The following is a 16,699-nucleotide window of genomic DNA, read 5'->3' as shown; positions in this document are numbered from 1 at the left end:
GCACCCCGTGAACGACCGCACCCCGAACGACGGCACGGTCCGCGTGATCCTCGTGGACGACCACACCGTGATGCGCGCCGGCGTGGCCGCGCTGCTGGCCGGCGAGCCCGGCATCGAGATCGTCGGCGAGGCGGGCGACGGCCGCGCGGCGGTCGGCCTCGCCGAGCGGCTCCGGCCCGACGTCGCGCTCGTCGACCTGCGGATGCCCGTGCTGGACGGGGTGTCCGCCACCACCGAGATCCTCGCCCGCCGCACCGGCACCCGCGTGCTGATCCTCACCACCTACGACACCGACGAGGAGATCGAGCGCGCGGTCGAGGCGGGCGCCGTCGGCTACCTGCTCAAGGACGCCACCCGCGAGCAGCTCGCCGACGCGGTGCGCGCCGCCGCGCGCGGCGAGACCGTCCTCGCCCCGCGCGTCGCGCAGCGGCTCGTCGCGCGGATGCGGCAGCCCGTGCCCGTCGCGCTCACCGCCCGGGAGGCGGAGGTGCTGAACGCGGTCGCGGACGGGCTGTCCAACGCCGAGATCGGGCGGCGGCTCGTCATCGCGGAGGCGACGGTGAAGACGCACCTGCTCCGCGTGTTCGCCAAGCTCGACGTCGGCGACCGCACCCGCGCGGTCGTCGTGGCGATGGAGCGCGGCCTGCTCAAGCGGTGAGCGGGACCGGCCACACCTCGGTCAGCGGAACCCCGATACCGGCCAGCATCCGGCGCAGGAGGGGCAGCGACAGGCCCATCACCGTGCCGGGGTCGCCGTCGATCCCGTCGATGAACCAGGCCCCGCGCCCCTCCAGCGTGAACGCGCCCGCCATGTGCAGCGGCTCGCCCGTGGCGACGTACGCGGCGATCTCCTCCTCGGACGGGTCGCCGAACCGGATCCGGGTGCTCGCCACCTCCAGCGCGTCCCGCCCGGAGGCCGTGTCGACCACGCAGTGCCCGGTGTGCAGGACGCCCGTTACGCCGCGCCGCGCCGCCCACCACGCGGCGGCCTCTTCCGCCGACGCGGGCTTGCCGAACGCCCGCCCGTCCACCTCCAGCAGCGAGTCGCAGCCGATCACGATCGCGTCCGCGACGCCGCCCGCGACCGCGCCCGCCTTCTCCTTCGCCAGCGCGCGCGCCAGCCCCGCGACCGACCCGGCCGCGATCTTCGACTCATCGACGCCGCTGACGAGGACCTGCGGGTCCGCGCCCGCCTCCCGCAGGATCCGCAACCGCGCCGTCGACGCCGACGCCAGCACCACCTTCCGCATCAGGCCACAGTAGCGATCAGCCGCGCGGCGTCGGGGGCCTGCCGGACGCCCGCCCGGTAGCACTCCGCCCACCGGCTCACGTCGCCCACGTCGCCGCCGAACGCCTCCAGCGCCGCGTCGTCCGGGACGATCCGCACGTCGCCCCCCGCGCCGTCCGACATGTGCGCGAGCGGCTCGATCAGCACGACCTTCGCCTCGTCCCGCGCAAGCCACGGCCACGCGCCGCCGCCGAACGCGCCGTCCATGTAGAGCCGCCCATCGATCTCGATCGGACGGGCGTGGCCCGGCGCCGCGCTGCTCGCCGCGACCGCCGCCGACAGCGGCACGCCGCTCGCCCGGTCCCAGACGACGGGCTCCCCGGACGCCACGTCCACCGCCGTGACCAGCAGCCGGCCCTCCGGCCACGCGTCCGTCCCGACCAGGAACTCCATCCGCCTGCGGTGCCATTCGGCGGGCAGTGCCTCGGCCTCGGCCGCCAGCCGTCCGACGCGGCGGCGCGCCTCGTCCGGCTCCAGCGCCGGATCGCGCATCAGCCCGAACATCCGCTCCATCACCGCCGGGTCCCGCGCGGGGCGCGGGCCGTTCGCCGGGGGCAGCTCCGCGACCGCCGCCAGGTCCCGGCCGGTCGCGATCATCGCCCCCGCGATCGCGCCCGCCGACGTGCCCGCGATCGTCCCCGCGCCGGCCGGGTCGACCCCCGCCTCCCGCAGCCCCGCGGCGAGCCCGGCCAGCCACGCCGTGCCGACCGGCCCTCCAGGACCCAGCACCAGTCCCCAGCTCACGTGCCCACTCCCTCTCCGCCGGACGCCGCGACGGACCCTCCGCCGGACGCCGTGCCGCCGACGCTACGGAGCGCGCGCCGCGCCCGGCATCCGTCAGTCGACCGGTCCGGCGCGGCGGCGGACAAGATTCTTGACATCAAGATATGGGCGCGGCATCATGTCTCTTGATGTCGAGACAAGCTGAGGCCGTGTGGGACCCCGCGCAGTACGGGGTCTACGGCGACGAGCGCGCCAGGCCGTTCACCGAACTGGTCGGCCGGCTCGGACCGATCGAGCCCCGGCACGTCGTCGACCTCGGGTGCGGGAGCGGGGAGCTCACCGCGACCCTCGCAGGCCGGTGGCCCCGGGCGGTCGTGCGAGCCCTCGACTCTTCCCCCGAGATGATCGCCGCCGCCCGCGCCCACGCGATCCCCGGACGGCTCTCCTTCGACGTGGCCGACGTCGCCGACTGGCGGCCCGACGGCCCCGTCGACCTGATCGTCTCCAACGCCGTCCTGCAGTGGGTCCCCGGCCACCTCGACCTGCTGCCGCGCTGGGTCGACTCCCTCGCCCCCGGCGGGCGCCTCGCCTTCCAGGTCCCCGGCAACTTCGACGCGCCGAGCCACGTCCTGCTCCGCGAGCTGTGCCGCTCCCCGCGCTGGCGCGACCGCCTCGCCGGCACCGTCCGCGACGACCCCGTCCTCGACCCCGCCGGCTACCTCGACCGCCTCGCCCGCCACGGATGCGCCGTCGACGCCTGGGAGACCACCTACATGCAGGTCCTCGGCGGCGACGACCCCGTCCTCGAATGGGTGAAGGGCACCGCGCTGCGCCCCGTGCTGTCCGCGCTCCCGCCGGACGAGGCCGGCGAGTTCCTCGCCGCCTACCGGGACCGGCTCCGCGACGCCTACCCCCGCCGCCCCTACGGCACCGTCTTCCCGTTCAGGAGAGTGTTCGTGATCGCCACACGTCACGCCCCCTAGACGGGGTGCCGCCCGCCGGCCGAGGGAAGCGACTCGTTCCCCTGCGGTGTGCCAGCTCGGCCGGCGGGCGGCATCCAGGCCGCGCGGACGCGACCCGCACATGATCGCAGACCGCCCGGCCCGGCACCGAACCCCGGCTTCGCGACCCGATGCCGGCGACCCCTGCCGGCGGCCGCCCGGACGAACTCCGGACGGCCGCCGGCGTCCGTTCGCGAGGAGGCCCGCATGCTCACCGCCCTCCACCACGTCCAGCTGGCCGCCCCGCCCGGCAGCGAGGACGCCCTCCGCGCCTTCTACGCCGGCGTCCTCGGCCTCGAGGAGATCCCCAAGCCGCCCGAGCTCGCCAAGCGCGGCGGCGCCTGGTTCCGCGGCCCCGGCCTCGAACTCCACCTCGGCATCGAGGAGGACTTCCGCCCCGCCCGCAAGGCCCACCCGGGCCTGCTCACCGGCGACCTCGACGCTCTCGCCGACCGGCTCCGCGCCGCCGGCCACGACGTCCGCCGCGACGGCCTGTTCCCCGGCTACCGCCGCTTCTACGCCGACGACCCCGTCGGCAACCGCCTCGAATTCCTCCAGCCCGAGGACTGACCGCCCGCCCCGCCGGGACGGGTGCCGCCCCGCAGCGCGCGGAAGGCCGAAACCGCGCGGAAGGCCAGGGGGCCGCTAAGGGGCCGCTCGGGGCACGAAAGCCGAAGGCCGGCCGCGCGCCGCAGCGCACGACCGGCCCTCGAACCGGGTCAGACCGACGGATGCGGGCTCGGGTCGGTGAAGTCCGCCTCCGCCTCGCGGCGGCTCCTCCGCTGCGCCTTCTCGGCCCGCGCCGCCGCCGCCTTCTCCGCCTTCTCCGCCTTCGCGGCGGCCTTCTCCGCGCGCTTCTCCGCGCGCTCCATCTCCTTGCGCCGCTGCCGCGGGTCCAGCGACGGCTTCGGCTCCAGCCCCGCGAGGCCGTTCCACGCGAGGTTCACGACGTGCGCGGCGACCTCCTCGCGCTTCGGCTTGCGCACGTCCAGCCACCACTGGCCCGTCAGGGCCACCATGCCGACCAGGCTCTGCGCGTACAGCGGAGCGAACTTGTCGTCGTAGTCGTGGCGGTCGAACTCCTGGGCGAGGATGTACTCCACCTCGCCGGCGATCTCGCTCAGCAGGCTCGCGTAGCTGCCCGTCCCGGTGCCGCCGTGCGAGTCCCGCACGAGGATCCGGAACCCGTCCGGATGCCCCTCGATGTACTCCAGCAGCGCCAGCGCCGCCTTCTCCAGCTTGCTCCGGTAGTGGATCGCCGAGTTCAGCGCCTCGGTCACCAGGCTCAGCAGCCGTTCGAACTCCCGGTCGACGACGACGGCGTAGAGCCCCTCCTTGCCGCCGAAGTGCTCGTACACCACGGGCTTCGACACACCCGCGGCGGAGGCGATCTCCTCCACCGAGGTGCCGTCCAGGCCACGCTCGGCGAACAGGGTGCGGCCGATGTCGAGGAGCTGCTCGCGGCGTTCCTTGCCGGTCATCCGCTTTCTGCGGGGCCTGGGAGCGGGATCTGTCACGGGATCAATTGTGACGGTCAAGCCGCCTGCTTCGTGCGCTTCGCGGACAGCCTGTCGTCCTTCGGCCACCGGACGTCCCGCGCCCAGCCCAGTTTCTCGAACGCCCAGATGATCCGCGCGCTGATGTCGATCTGCCCCTTCAGCACCCCGTGCCGCGCGCACGTCGGGTCGCAGTGGTGCAGGTTGTGCCACGACTCGCCGAGCGACGGGATGGCCAGCCACCAGACGTTGCGGGACTTGTCGCGGACCTCGAAGTCCTCCTTGCCGAACGTGTGGCAGATCGAGTTGATCGCCCACGTCACGTGGTGGACGAGCGTGATCCGCACGAACCCGGCCCAGAACAGCGCCGTGAAGAAGCCGAGCCACGACATCGTGATCAGGCCGCCGAGCGCGGCCGGCAGCAGGAACGACACCGCCACCAGTCCCGGGAAGGCCAGGTGGATCCGGGTGATGTCGCGGTCCTTGAGCAGGTCCTTGGCGAACCGCTGCTTGGACGTCCGGTTGGCGTCGAACAGCCAGCCGTAGTGCGCCCAGAGCAGGCCCTTGGCGAGCGCCTTCCAGTCGTCGCCGAACCGCCACGGCGAGTGCGGGTCGAACTCCTGGTCGGAGTGCTTGTGGTGGCGCCGGTGGTCGGCGACCCAGGTGATGACCGGGCCCTCGATGGCCATGCTGCCGGCCAGCGCGAGGAAGATCTTGAGTCCGCGGTTCGCCTTGAACGATCCGTGCGTGAAGTACCGGTGGTAGCCGACGGTGATCCCGCCCGCGGACAGCAGGTAGAACACGGCCGTCAGCGCGACGTCGGTCCAGCCGAGGAACCTGCCCCAGGCGAGCGGGACGGCCGCGAACAGGGCCAGGAACGGGACACCGGTGAACACCGCGACGAGCGCGCGTTCGGCGTTGCCCTGCTGGTCGGGTGCTAGTTCGGGACGCCGTTCGGGTCGGGGAGGAGCCATGGTCGGAGCCGTTGTCATGCGTCACCACTTCCTGTGACTAGAGCTGCCTTACCTACGCCAACGTAACCTACGGATCCGTAAGTTGGACAGGGACGGCCGGTAAATTCAGTGGGAATCTCTCTCATGGGCCACAAAACTCTCCTGCGAAACCTCACCGTCCGTCCCGGAAGGACCGCCCATGCCCCCGACTCCGGCCGAGCGCTCCGCGCGCGCCCACGCCTCCCTGGCGGGCCTCTCCACCGCCGACGCGTTCGGCGACCAGTTCTTCGTCCTGGCCAACCGGCACGTGTCCGCGGAGGCGGGTGTGCCGCCGGCGCCGTGGGGGTGGTCGGACGACACGGAGATGGCGTGCTCGGTAGTAGACGTTCTAAACCGATTCGGGCAAATCGACCAGGACGCACTGGCGCGGTCGTTCGCCGACCGGTTCGACGTCCACCGCCGCTACGGCGCGGGCGCCGTCGAGTTGCTGGAGCGCATCCGGGGCGGTGACCACTGGCATCGCGCCTCGCGGGAGCTGTTCGACGGGAAGGGCTCCTTCGGCAACGGCGCGGCGATGCGCGTCGCGCCCCTCGGCGCCTTCTTCGCGGACGACCTCGACCGCGCCGCGGCCCAGGCGGCCCTCTCGGCCGAGATCACCCACTCGCACGTCGAGGGGATCGCCGGCGCCGTGGCGGTGGCCGTCGCCGCCGCCTACGTCGCCTCCCAGAAGGACGGCGGCGTCGCCCCCAGGGACGTCGTCGAGGTGGCGCTGGAGCACACCGCGATGGGGGAGTACGTGCGGCGCGGCCTCAAGCGGGCATTGCGCCTGCTGTCCAAGTCCCCGCAGGACGCCGCCCACGAGTTGGGCAACGGCAACCGCATCTCGGCGCAGGACACCGTGCCGTACGCGCTGTGGGCGGCGGCCACCCGGCTGACCGACTACGAGGCGGCGGTACGCGCGTGCGTCATGGTCGGCGGCGACATGGACACCACGTCCGCGATCGCCGGCGGGATCGTGGCCGCCCATCTCGGCGCCGAGGCCGTCCCCGCCGCATGGTCTCAGGCCCGCGAGCCGCTGCCCGGCTGGCTCGCCCGGTAAAGTCCTGCGGGCGAGGGAAAAGCCGTAGGGGCGCCCGGGATCCACTCGGTATCGTGTTCCCGTGCGAGCTGACACTCCATCGCAGAGAGGTTCACATCGCCCTTCCCGGGTCGTCTAGGGGCAGGACAACTGATTTTGGTTCAGTCAACGGAGGTTCGATTCCTCCCCCGGGAGCACATCTGTCCGAATCGCCGTCTTCTGGGGCGTCTGTCCTGGTGAGGTGGCCCGCGGGGTGACGCGCGCCCAGCGGGCGGTATCCTTCCCGTGTCGGGTGCGCTCCGGCCTGCCATGCCCTGATGTCGCAGGTGGACGCGCTCGCAGCCGATCCCGTCCGCGATGCCGAGGAGCCTCCTAGTGAGTGCCAACAGCCCGGCCGCCGTCATCGTTCTCGCCGCGGGCGAGGGCACGCGAATGAAGTCCCGCACCCTGAAGGTCCTGCACGAGCTGTGCGGGCGCGCGATGCTGGGCCACGTGCTCGCCGCCGCCCGCGAGCTCGAGCCGCGGCGGCTCGTCGCGGTCGTCGGGCACCGCCGCGAGCAGGCCGTCGCCTACCTGGGCGAGCACGCGCCGGACGTGGAGCCCGTCGTCCAGGAGGTCCAGGGCGGAACGGGGCACGCCGTCCGGATGGCGCTGGAGCAGACCGGATCGCTCGACGGCACCGTCGTGGTGACCAACGGCGACCATCCGCTGCTGCGCGGCGAGACCCTCGCCGCGCTCGTCCGCACGCACGAGGACGAGGGCAACGCGGTCACCGTCCTCACGACCGAGATGCCCGACGCGACCGGATACGGGCGGATGATCCGCGCGGCGGACGGCAGCGTCGAGGCGATCGTCGAGCACAAGGACGCCACCGAGGTGCAGCGCGCCGTCACCGAGATCAACGTCGGCATGTACGCCTTCGACGGCACCCTGCTGGAGGACGCGCTCAAGCGGGTGACCACCGACAACGCCGGCGGCGAGGAGTACCTCACCGACGTCGTGGCGATCCTGCGCGGCGACGGCCACCGGGCCGGCGCGCACCTGGTCGCCGACTGGGTCGAGACGCAGGGCGTGAACGACCGGGTCCAGCTGGCCCAGGCGCGCCGGCAGCTGAACGACCGCATCCTCGAGGCCCACATGCGGGCCGGCGTGACGATCGTCGACCCCGCGTCCACCTGGATCGACGCGGACGTGACCGCCGAACCGGACGCCGTCGTGCACCCGGGCACCCAGCTGCACGGCCGCACCCACCTGGAGGCTGGCGCCAGCGTCGGGCCGAACTGCACCCTGACCGACACCCGCGTCGGCGCCGACGCGTCCGTGGTGAACGCCGTGTGCGTCGAGGCCGAGATCGGCCCGGAGGCGTCCGTCGGCCCGTTCGCCTACCTGCGGCCCGGGACGCGGCTGGCCCGCAAGGGCAAGATCGGCACCTACGTCGAGACCAAGAACGCCGAGATCGGCGAGGGCACCAAGGTGCCGCACCTCACCTACGTCGGCGACGCCGAGATCGGCGACCACTCCAACATCGGCGCGAGCTCGGTGTTCGTGAACTACGACGGCGAGCGCAAGCACCGCAGCGTGATCGGCTCCCACGTGAAGGTCGGCAGCGACAACATGATCGTCGCGCCGGTGACGGTGGGCGACGGCGCCTACACCGCCGCCGGCTCGGTGATCATCCAGGACGTCCCGCCGGGGGCGATGGCCGTCGCGCGGGCGCGGCAGCGCAACGTGGAGGGCTGGGTCGAGCGCAAGCGGCCCGGCTCGCCGGCGGCGGAAGCGGCGCGCCGCGCCGCCGAGGACCGGGACGAGCCGGCCTGACGGCACGCGCCGGAGAGCAGGCGCGCCGATGACTGCCCCGCCGTCCGGCGGGGAGGTGGAGGACAGCGGCGTCCCCCACGGACAACAGACGACCGGGCATCACCGAGAGGACTCTTGTGGTGCCCGGGGAGTGGGGACGACAACCCACATGAGTGCAAGTTCCATTGAGGGGGAGTTGTCAGAGGTGAGTGGGATCAAAGCGAGCGGTCAGAAGAAGCTGATGCTCTTCACCGGCCGAGCCCACCCGGACCTGGCCAAGGAGGTCGCCGACAACCTCCACGTCGACCTGACGCCGACGTCCGCGTACGACTTCGCCAACGGTGAGACGTTCGTGCGGTTCCTGGAGTCGGTCCGTGGCTCCGACGCCTTCGTGATCCAGAGCCACACAGCTCCCATCAACCAGTGGATCATGGAGCAGCTGATCATGGTGGACGCGCTGAAGCGCGCGTCCGCCAAGCGGATCACGGTCGTCGCGCCGTTCTTCGGCTACGCCCGGCAGGACAAGAAGCACCGCGGCCGCGAGCCGATCTCGGCGCGGCTCATGGCCGACCTGTTCAAGACCGCCGGCGCCGACCGGCTGATCACCGTGGACCTGCACACCGCGCAGATCCAGGGGTTCTTCGACGGCCCCGTCGACCACCTGTTCGCGCTGGACCTGCTGGCGCACCACTTCGAGAGCCGCCTCGACACCTCCCGGGTGACCGTGGTCGCGCCCGACGCCGGCCGCGTCCGGGTGACCGAGCGCTGGTCCGACCGGCTCGGCGGCGTCCCGATGGCGATCATCCACAAGAAGCGCGACCCGGACGTCGCCAACGAGGTGAAGGTCTTCGACGTCGTCGGCGAGGTCAAGGGCCGCACCTGCGTCGTGGTCGACGACATGATCGACACCGGCGGGACCATCGTGAAGGCCGCCGACGCGCTGTTCGACCACGGCGCCGACAAGGTCGTCGTCGCCGCCACCCACGGCGTCCTGTCCGGCCCCGCGGTGGACCGGCTGAAGAACTCCCGGATCTCCGAGGTCGTCCTGACCAACACGCTCCCCATCCCGGAGGACAAGCAGTTCGACAAGCTGACGGTCCTGTCGATCGCCCCGCTGGTCGCCCGCGCGATCAACGAGGTCTTCAGCGACGGCTCCGTCACCAGCCTCTTCGGCGGGCACAGCTGACATTGCTTTGTCCTCGGCGGTCGGGCCCTGGGGGCCCTCCCTTCAACGGACAAAGCGTGCGATCGCTGCATCGCTCCGACTCGCCCTGGGGGCTCGCTGCGCGATCAAGTTCTCGCAAGCTCGAACTTGGCTTCGCTCGCGATCGCAACGGTCGAGGTCGGTGCGTGGCCGGGGCCGTCCACTGAGGTCGTCGGTCAAGGTCACTCTTGTGGCTGAGGTCGTCGGTCAAGCCGTGGCTGAGGTCGCTGCGTCGCCTCGGTATTTGCTGCGGTTCGCGGCTTTGGCGACGAGGGCGGGCGGCCGTTATGCGGTCGGCGCGCCGGGGTAGCGGAACCCGGCGGGGCGGGCGTTCGTCTTTCCAGGCGAGGGTGCCGTTCGCGTCCGGCTCTGACCGGGCCGTCAACGTAGGAGAAGGGCCCCCGCGGCGGGTCGTCGCGGGGGCGATGGCGTTGCGCGTGGAAACGATCGGCTAGACTTCTTGAATCCGCGTATGCCCCGGGTCGTCAGTGCGGCTCCGTTCAGGTCCGTACTCCCCGGGTAACGCAAAGAATCTTCGAGGCGCCTGACGCATCGAGCTACGCCTGATTCGCTCTGTCCGTAGCGGACGTCCTGCGGGACGGCCGTGGATCGCAACAAGCAAGGAGTTTTCGCCGTGTCCGAGGTACGCATCGCCGCCGAGCCGCGCACCGAGTTCGGTAAGGGTGCCGCGCGGCGCACCCGCCGGGCCGGCAAGGTGCCCGCCGTCCTCTACGGTCACGGCACCGACCCGCAGCACATCACGCTGCCGGGCCACGAGCTGATGCTCGCGCTGAAGACCCCGAACGTGCTGCTGACCATCGAGGGCGTCGGCAGCGGTGCGGAGCTCGCGCTGCCCAAGGACGTGCAGCGCGACCCGATCAAGGGCTTCCTGGAGCACGTCGACCTGCTGCTGGTCAAGCGGGGCGAGAAGGTCACCGTCGACCTGCCGGTGAACGTCGTCGGCGAGGTGGTCGCGGGCGGCGTCGTGCAGCAGGAGGCCGTGCAGATCTCGGTCGAGACCGAGGCGACGCACATTCCCGAGTCGGTGGAGCTGTCCATCGAGGGCGTCGAGGTCGGCACGCAGCTGCTGGCCAAGGACCTGAAGCTGCCGTCGGGCACCACGCTGGCGACCGACGAGGAGACGCTGATCCTGCAGATCGCCGACGCGTCGGCGTCCGCGGGCGACACCGAGACCGCGGCCGAGGCGGAGGCCGCCGAAGCCGCGGCGGAGGCCGCCGAGGCGGCGGCCGAGGCCGAGGCGGAGGAGCCCGCCGAGTAGCACGGCGGAACGGCGGAACGACGAACGGCCCCCGCAGGCACGCCTGCGGGGGTCTTCGGCTGTGAGGAGATCGGGTGAGCACGGACGTCTGGCTGGTGGTCGGCCTGGGCAATCCGGGACCGTCGTACGCCGGCAACCGGCACAACGCCGGGTTCATGGTGCTGGACGTGCTGGCGGGCCGGGCCGGCGGCCGGTTCAAGGCGCACCGGTCGCGGGCGGACGTGCTGGAGGGCCGGCTCGCGGGCGTCCGCGCGGTGCTGGCGAAGCCGCGGACGTACATGAACGAGTCGGGCGGCCCGGTGAAGGGGCTGCGGGACTTCTACAAGGTTCCGGTGGAGCGGCTGATCGTCGTCCACGACGAGCTGGACATCCCGTTCGGGGCGCTGCGGTTGAAGCGCGGCGGCGGTGACAACGGTCACAACGGGCTGCGGTCGATCACGAAGTCGCTCGGCGACAAGGAGTACCTGCGGGTCAGGTTCGGGGTCGGGCGGCCGCCCGGGCGGATGGACGCGGCGGCGTTCGTGCTGAAGGACTTCTCGGCGGCGGAGCGGAAGGTCCTGGACCTGGAGGTCGACCGGGCGGCGGACGCGGTGGAGGCGCTGCTGACCGGGAGTCTGGAGGCCGCGCAGAACGAGTTCCACGCGGGCTGAAACCACGCGGGGCAGGCGTTTTCGACAATCGGCCGGATGCGGTCCGTGCCGAGGCGGACACGGCGCGGCGCTCGTAAAATTCTGCGCGGATGAGGTTCACGTTTTATGTGAACCTTGGGAGCTGTTCAACCGTCTCTGGGGTGGATCGAGCTTTTCGGGGCGCGCGTTACATGGGTTGGGTGAGGTCGTATGGCCGTCGTTGACAAGGTTCAGGCCGAGTCACCGATTCGCCAGGAGCAACGTCGCCCGGATGCGCAGAGCTGGAGTGGATGGTACCGCCGGTTCGCCGGCGGGCTCGATTTCTTCAGCATGCTCGCGGCCGGGGTGATCGCGTTCGTGCTCCGCTTCCCGGGGGTGCCCAGCGATCCGACGGCGCCGTACGTCGCGCTGACGGTGGCGCTGCCGGTCCTCTGGGTGCCGATGCTGATGCTGTGCCGGGCGTACCAGCCGCGGTACATCGGCGTGGGGTACGAGGAGTTCAAGGGCGTCCTGCGCGCGGGGTTCATCTTCACCGCGACGCTGGCGATCCTGGCGTACGCCACCAAGACGGAGGTGGCGCGCGGGTACGTCGTGATGGCGATGCCGCTCGGCACGTTCCTGGACCTGGTCGCGCGGTACCGGCTGCGCAAGTGGCTGCACCGCAAGCGCTGGAACGGGGAGTGCATGCGGCGGGTCGTGGCGGTGGGGCACCGCACGTCCGTCGCGGACCTGATCCGGCTGCTGCGGCAGAAGCGGTACCACGGGATGGACATCGTGGCGGTGTGCCTGCCGCCGGCGCTGGCCTCGGGCGACGACGCCGTCCACGAGGTGGAGGGCGTGCCGGTGCTCGGCGACTTCGGCCAGACCGCGGCCGTCGCGGAGCGGACCGGCGCCGACTCGGTGGCGGTGCTCGCCTGTCCGGAGATGGACGGGGTGGCGCTGCGCCGGCTGGCGTGGCAGATCGAGCGGGACGACGTCGAGCTGGTGGTGGCACCGGCGCTGATGGACGTGACGGGTCCGCGGATCTCGATCCGTCCCGTGTCGGGCCTGCCGCTGCTGCACGTGGAGCATCCGGAGCTGGACGGCGGCCGGCGGGTGCTGAAGGGGCTGTTCGACCGGACGGCGGCGCTGACCGGCCTGCTGCTGCTGAGCCCGCTGATGCTGGTGGTCGCGTTCCTGATCAAGGTGACGAGCGCCGGGCCGGTGATGTTCAAGCAGGTCCGGGTCGGGCGCGGCGGCCGCGAGTTCACGGTGCTGAAGTTCCGCACGATGGTGCAGGACGCGGAGGCGCGCAAGAACGCGCTGATGGAGCACAACGAGAACGACGGCGTGCTGTTCAAGATCCGGGAGGACCCGCGCATCACGAAGGTGGGGCGGTGGCTGCGCCGCTACTCGCTGGACGAGCTGCCGCAGCTGTTCAACGTGTTGCGGGGCGACATGTCGCTGGTGGGGCCGCGCCCGCCGCTGCCGGAGGAGGTCGCGCAGTACGGCGGCGACGTGTACCGGCGGCTCGTGGTGAAGCCGGGACTGACGGGCCTCTGGCAGGTCAGCGGCCGCTCGGACCTGACGTGGGACGAGTCGGTCCGGCTCGACCTGCGGTACGTGGACAACTGGTCGCTCGCGCTGGACCTGCAGATCATGTGGAAGACGTGGTCGGCGGTGTTCCGCGGCTCCGGCGCCTACTGACCGCGGCGGCACCGGCCGCAGGCGCTCGCGAGCGGCGGGTGCCGAGTGCCGCGGCGCGTACCGGACACCGGTACGCGCCGGACGCCCGGTCTCGCCAGGTGGGACGTGACCCTGGCACCGGGCGGTGTGGGGTATGCATGAGAAAGTAGACCGGGCAGACCAGTCGAGTCGGGAATGTGATCAACGGATGACCGAGAGAGCCGTGGCGGACGACCACGCGCTGGCGGCGGAGCTCGCCGCGGCGGCGGGGCGGCTGCTGCTGGGCGTGCGGGACGAGATGGGCTTCGCCGACGGGCGCGCCCTGAAGGACACCGGCGACCTGCGGTCGCACGAGTACCTGATGGCGGCGCTGGCGGAGCGCTGTCCCGGTGACGCCGTGCTCTCGGAGGAGGGCCGCTCGTCGGTGGCGGGCAAGCGCTCCCAGGGCGACGACCGCGCCCCGACGCGCAACACCGGAGAGGCCGAGCGGCTGTCGGCGTCCCGCGTGTGGATCATCGATCCGCTGGACGGGACCCGGGAGTTCTCCGAGGAGGGCCGCCGCGACTGGGCCGTCCACGTGGCGCTGTGGGAGCGGGACGCGGCGGGCACGGCGCGGCTGTCGGCGGGCGCGGTCGCGCTGCCGGCGCAGGGCCTGACGCTGCGCACCGACGCCACGGGCGGCGCGGCGCTCGTCCGCGACGACCCCGGCGAGCCGGACCCGGTGACCGCGGGCTCGGACGCCGCGCGTCGGGGCCTGCCGCGGGAGGTGCCGCTGCACGTGCCCGCGCCGGATCCGGGGAAGCTGCGGATCGCGGTGAGCCGGACGCGGCCGCCGGAGTTCGTGCAGCGGCTCGCCGAGAAGCTGGAAAAGGCGGTTGCGGGGGGCGTGGGGGGTCGTCCCCCCTCGGAAGGCCTGGACGTGGAGCTGGTGCCGATCGGCTCGGCGGGGGCGAAGATCTCCGCGGTGCTGCTCGGCGAGGTGGACGCCTACGTGCACGCGGGCGGCCAGTACGAGTGGGACTCGGCGGCGCCGGCGGCGGTGGCGCTCGCGGCGGGCGCGCACGCGTCGCGCGTCGACGGGGCCCCGCTGGAGTACAACCGGAAGGACCCGAGGCTGCCGGATATCCTGGTGTGCCATCCCGTGTCGGCGTCGACGCTGCTGACCGGCATCGGAGACGTGAGCGACAGCCTGCCCGACTGACCGCCTCGCCAGGCGGGATTGATCAGCGGCGGGCCGACGTTCGATCCGGTGGGAAGCGCGTGCGCCCGTCCCGTGCCACCGGTTGCATCTGCCAGTACAGCGTGGAGAGAGTCCCAGACCATGCAGCGTTGCGATTACCTGCTGTCCCAGCTAGACGTCCTCGAAGCCGAGTCGATCCATATCTTCCGGGAGGTGGCGGCCGAGTTCGAGCGGCCCGTGCTGCTGTTCTCGGGCGGCAAGGACAGCATCGTGATGCTGCGCCTGGCCCAGAAGGCGTTCTGGCCCGCGCCGATCCCGTTCCCGGTGATGCACGTCGACACCGGGCACAACTTCCCCGAGGTGATGGAGTACCGCGACCGGCGCGTCGCCGAGCTGGGCGTCCGGCTGGTCGTGGCGTCGGTGCAGGACGCGATCGACTCCGGCCGGGTGGTGGAGCAGAAGGGGCGCCGCGCGTCGCGGAACCGGCTGCAGATCACGCCGCTGCTGGACGCGATCGAGGAGCACGGGTTCGACGCGGCGTTCGGCGGTGCGCGCCGCGACGAGGAGAAGGCGCGCGCGAAGGAGCGCGTGGTGTCGTTCCGGGACGAGTTCGGCCAGTGGGACCCGAAGAACCAGCGGCCGGAGCTGTGGAACCTGTTCAACACGCGGATCACGCAGGGCGAGCACGTCCGGGTGTTCCCGCTGTCGAACTGGACCGAGCTGGACATCTGGGACTACGTGCGGCGCGAGGAGCTGGAGCTGCCGCCGATCTACTTCGCGCACACCCGGCGGGTGTTCGAGCGCGACGGGCTGCTGCTGGACGCCGAGACCGGGTTCGCGAACCGCGGTGACGACGAGCCGGAGTTCGAGGCGTCCGTCCGGTACCGGACGGTGGGCGACGCGTCCTGCACGGGCGCGGTGAAGTCGAACGCCGCGACGCTGGAAGAGGTGATCGCGGAGATCGCCGCGACGCGGATCACCGAGCGCGGCCAGACCCGCGCCGACGACCGGACCAGCGAGGCCGCCATGGAGGACCGCAAGAAGGAGGGCTACTTCTAATGGCCAGCACGAACGAGCCCGCCGAGCGCGCGTCCGCCACGACCGAGCAGGTCAAGGGCATGGACCTGCTGCGGTTCGCCACCGCCGGCAGCGTCGACGACGGCAAGTCCACCCTGATCGGGCGGCTGCTGTTCGACTCCAAGTCCATCTTCGAGGACCAGCTGGAGTCGGTCGAGAAGACCAGCGTGGACCGCGGCGAGGAGTACACGAACCTCGCGCTGCTGACCGACGGGCTCCGCGCCGAGCGGGAGCAGGGCATCACCATCGACGTGGCGTACCGCTACTTCGCGACGCCGCGCCGCAAGTTCATCATCGCCGACACCCCCGGGCACATCCAGTACACCCGGAACATGGTGACGGGCGCGTCCACCGCCGACCTGGCGATCATCCTGGTGGACGCCCGCAAGGGGATCCTGGAGCAGTCCCGGCGGCACGCGTTCCTGACCACGCTGCTGCAGGTCCCGCACCTGGTCGTGGCGATCAACAAGATGGACCTCGTCGACTACGACCAGGCCGTCTACGAGCGGATCGTCGACGAGTTCACCGCGTTCGCCTCCAAGCTGGACGTCTCCGACCTGACGTTCATCCCGATCTCGGCGCTGCACGGCGACAACGTCGTCGAGCGCAGCGTGAACATGCCGTGGTACGACGGGTCGTCGCTGCTGCACCACCTGGAGCACGTGCACATCGCCTCCGACCGCAACCTCATCGACGTGCGGTTCCCGGTGCAGTACGTGATCCGTCCGCACGCCTCCACCGACCCCGACCTGCACGACTACCGCGGCTACGCGGGGCAGGTCGCGGGCGGCGTGCTGAAGCCGGGCGACGAGGTGGTGCACCTGCCGTCCGGGCTGACCACGACGATCACCCACATCGACGGCCCGAACGGCCCGGTCGAGGAGGCGTACGCGCCGATGTCGGTGACGCTGCGGCTCGCCGACGACATCGACATCTCCCGCGGCGACATGATCGCGCGCCCGCACAACCGGCCGGAGGTCGCGCAGGACCTCGACGCGATGGTGTGCTGGATGACCCCGGACCGGGTCCTCACCCCGCGCTCCAAGCTGATCATCAAGCACACCACCCGCACCGCGAAGGCGCTGGTGAAGGACCTGCACTACCGGCTGGACGTCAACACGCTGCACCGCGACGAGCAGGCGGAGGGCCTCGGCCTGAACGAGATCGGCCGGATCTCGCTGCGGGTGACGCAGCCGCTGTTCGTCGACGACTACAACCGCAACCGGCTGACCGGCGGCTTCATCCTGATCGACGAGGCCACCAACAACACCGTCGGCGCCGGGATGATCACCGGCGCCCGATAAGCACCCCTTTGGAGCCCCCCGTGTA

Annotated in this window: 16 protein-coding genes and 1 tRNA gene; 13 read left to right on the top strand and 4 right to left on the bottom strand. The window is 71.9% G+C overall.

What is annotated here, in order from left to right; all coding sequences use genetic code 11:
- Nucleotides 1-7: 7 nt before the first annotated feature.
- Nucleotides 8-658 (top strand): response regulator transcription factor, encoded by a 651-nt coding sequence (locus amrb99_RS08830; protein WP_347256603.1) that lies wholly within the window; start codon nt 8-10, stop codon nt 656-658.
- Here the strand turns inward: amrb99_RS08830 and amrb99_RS08825 are convergent.
- Nucleotides 648-1,250: a nucleoside triphosphate pyrophosphatase gene (locus amrb99_RS08825; RefSeq protein WP_190854547.1), complete on the bottom strand. Its 603-nt coding sequence runs from the start codon at nt 1,248-1,250 to the stop codon at nt 648-650. The two genes, amrb99_RS08830 and amrb99_RS08825, sit on opposite strands and share 11 nt — an antisense overlap.
- Nucleotides 1,250-2,032 carry a patatin-like phospholipase family protein gene (locus amrb99_RS08820; RefSeq protein ID WP_190854544.1) on the bottom strand — a complete coding sequence of 261 codons (783 nt, stop codon included), beginning with the start codon at nt 2,030-2,032 and terminating at the stop codon, nt 1,250-1,252. Before amrb99_RS08820 ends, amrb99_RS08825 begins: the two co-directional genes overlap by 1 nt.
- Nucleotides 2,033-2,199: 167 nt before the next feature.
- Between amrb99_RS08820 and amrb99_RS08815 the strand changes: the two genes are divergently transcribed.
- Nucleotides 2,200-2,994: a trans-aconitate 2-methyltransferase gene (locus amrb99_RS08815; protein WP_190854542.1), complete on the top strand. Its 795-nt coding sequence runs from the start codon at nt 2,200-2,202 to the stop codon at nt 2,992-2,994.
- Between the two features lie 225 nt (nt 2,995-3,219).
- On the top strand, nt 3,220-3,582 hold the full coding sequence (locus amrb99_RS08810; RefSeq protein WP_190854540.1) for a VOC family protein: 363 nt from the start codon (nt 3,220-3,222) through the stop codon (nt 3,580-3,582).
- 149 nt (nt 3,583-3,731) lie between these two features.
- On the opposite strand, the gene amrb99_RS08805 is transcribed toward amrb99_RS08810, so the two are convergent.
- Nucleotides 3,732-4,493, bottom strand: coding sequence for a TetR/AcrR family transcriptional regulator (locus amrb99_RS08805; RefSeq protein ID WP_190854538.1), 762 nt, complete (start codon nt 4,491-4,493; stop codon nt 3,732-3,734).
- Nucleotides 4,494-4,546: 53 nt separating this feature from the next.
- Nucleotides 4,547-5,500: an acyl-CoA desaturase gene (locus tag amrb99_RS08800; protein WP_190854535.1), complete on the bottom strand. Its 954-nt coding sequence runs from the start codon at nt 5,498-5,500 to the stop codon at nt 4,547-4,549.
- A 160-nt stretch (nt 5,501-5,660) separates the two neighbouring features.
- On the opposite strand from amrb99_RS08800, the gene amrb99_RS08795 reads away from it, so the two are divergent.
- From amrb99_RS08795 to amrb99_RS08750, 10 genes are all read left to right on the top strand, one after another.
- Nucleotides 5,661-6,560: an ADP-ribosylglycohydrolase family protein gene (locus tag amrb99_RS08795; RefSeq protein ID WP_190854533.1), complete on the top strand. Its 900-nt coding sequence runs from the start codon at nt 5,661-5,663 to the stop codon at nt 6,558-6,560.
- A gap of 103 nt (nt 6,561-6,663) precedes the next feature.
- Nucleotides 6,664-6,734, top strand: a tRNA-Gln gene (locus amrb99_RS08790).
- Nucleotides 6,735-6,914: 180 nt separating this feature from the next.
- Nucleotides 6,915-8,357, top strand: a complete 1,443-nt coding sequence (gene glmU / locus amrb99_RS08785) for a bifunctional UDP-N-acetylglucosamine diphosphorylase/glucosamine-1-phosphate N-acetyltransferase GlmU (RefSeq protein ID WP_190854531.1) — start codon at nt 6,915-6,917, stop codon at nt 8,355-8,357.
- Between the two features lie 184 nt (nt 8,358-8,541).
- Nucleotides 8,542-9,522, top strand: coding sequence for a ribose-phosphate diphosphokinase (locus tag amrb99_RS08780; protein ID WP_190854529.1), 981 nt, complete (start codon nt 8,542-8,544; stop codon nt 9,520-9,522).
- Nucleotides 9,523-10,174: 652 nt separating this feature from the next.
- A complete protein-coding gene (locus tag amrb99_RS08775; protein WP_190854527.1) occupies nt 10,175-10,819 on the top strand; it encodes a 50S ribosomal protein L25/general stress protein Ctc in 645 nt (214 codons plus the stop codon).
- 74 nt (nt 10,820-10,893) lie between these two features.
- A complete protein-coding gene (gene pth / locus amrb99_RS08770; protein WP_190854524.1) occupies nt 10,894-11,469 on the top strand; it encodes an aminoacyl-tRNA hydrolase in 576 nt (191 codons plus the stop codon).
- A gap of 189 nt (nt 11,470-11,658) precedes the next feature.
- Complete coding sequence (locus tag amrb99_RS08765; RefSeq protein WP_190854522.1) at nt 11,659-13,134, top strand: sugar transferase; 1,476 nt, start codon at nt 11,659-11,661, stop codon at nt 13,132-13,134.
- Between the two features lie 187 nt (nt 13,135-13,321).
- On the top strand, nt 13,322-14,314 hold the full coding sequence (locus amrb99_RS08760; protein ID WP_190854520.1) for an inositol monophosphatase family protein: 993 nt from the start codon (nt 13,322-13,324) through the stop codon (nt 14,312-14,314).
- Between the two features lie 120 nt (nt 14,315-14,434).
- Nucleotides 14,435-15,352: a sulfate adenylyltransferase subunit CysD gene (gene cysD, locus amrb99_RS08755; RefSeq protein WP_151542371.1), complete on the top strand. Its 918-nt coding sequence runs from the start codon at nt 14,435-14,437 to the stop codon at nt 15,350-15,352.
- Nucleotides 15,353-15,411: 59 nt separating this feature from the next.
- Nucleotides 15,412-16,674, top strand: coding sequence for a GTP-binding protein (locus amrb99_RS08750; protein WP_190854980.1), 1,263 nt, complete (start codon nt 15,412-15,414; stop codon nt 16,672-16,674).
- The last annotated feature ends 25 nt before the right edge of the window (nt 16,675-16,699 follow it).

The organism is Actinomadura sp. RB99, from assembly GCF_014706005.1.
GTDB lineage: Bacteria > Actinomycetota > Actinomycetes > Streptosporangiales > Streptosporangiaceae > Spirillospora.
This window is presented reverse-complemented; position numbering and strand designations above follow the sequence as displayed.

Coding starts and splice junctions, on each gene's coding strand:
- amrb99_RS08815 (WP_190854542.1), top strand. CDS start 2,200: ATGTCGAGACAAGCTGAGGCCGTGTGGGACCCCGCGCAGTACGGGGTC.
- amrb99_RS08825 (WP_190854547.1), bottom strand. CDS start 1,250: ATGCGGAAGGTGGTGCTGGCGTCGGCGTCGACGGCGCGGTTGCGGATC.
- amrb99_RS08800 (WP_190854535.1), bottom strand. CDS start 5,500: ATGACAACGGCTCCGACCATGGCTCCTCCCCGACCCGAACGGCGTCCC.
- amrb99_RS08795 (WP_190854533.1), top strand. CDS start 5,661: ATGCCCCCGACTCCGGCCGAGCGCTCCGCGCGCGCCCACGCCTCCCTG.
- cysD (WP_151542371.1), top strand. CDS start 14,435: ATGCAGCGTTGCGATTACCTGCTGTCCCAGCTAGACGTCCTCGAAGCC.
- amrb99_RS08765 (WP_190854522.1), top strand. CDS start 11,659: ATGGCCGTCGTTGACAAGGTTCAGGCCGAGTCACCGATTCGCCAGGAG.
- amrb99_RS08810 (WP_190854540.1), top strand. CDS start 3,220: ATGCTCACCGCCCTCCACCACGTCCAGCTGGCCGCCCCGCCCGGCAGC.
- amrb99_RS08760 (WP_190854520.1), top strand. CDS start 13,322: ATGACCGAGAGAGCCGTGGCGGACGACCACGCGCTGGCGGCGGAGCTC.
- amrb99_RS08750 (WP_190854980.1), top strand. CDS start 15,412: ATGGACCTGCTGCGGTTCGCCACCGCCGGCAGCGTCGACGACGGCAAG.
- amrb99_RS08805 (WP_190854538.1), bottom strand. CDS start 4,493: ATGACCGGCAAGGAACGCCGCGAGCAGCTCCTCGACATCGGCCGCACC.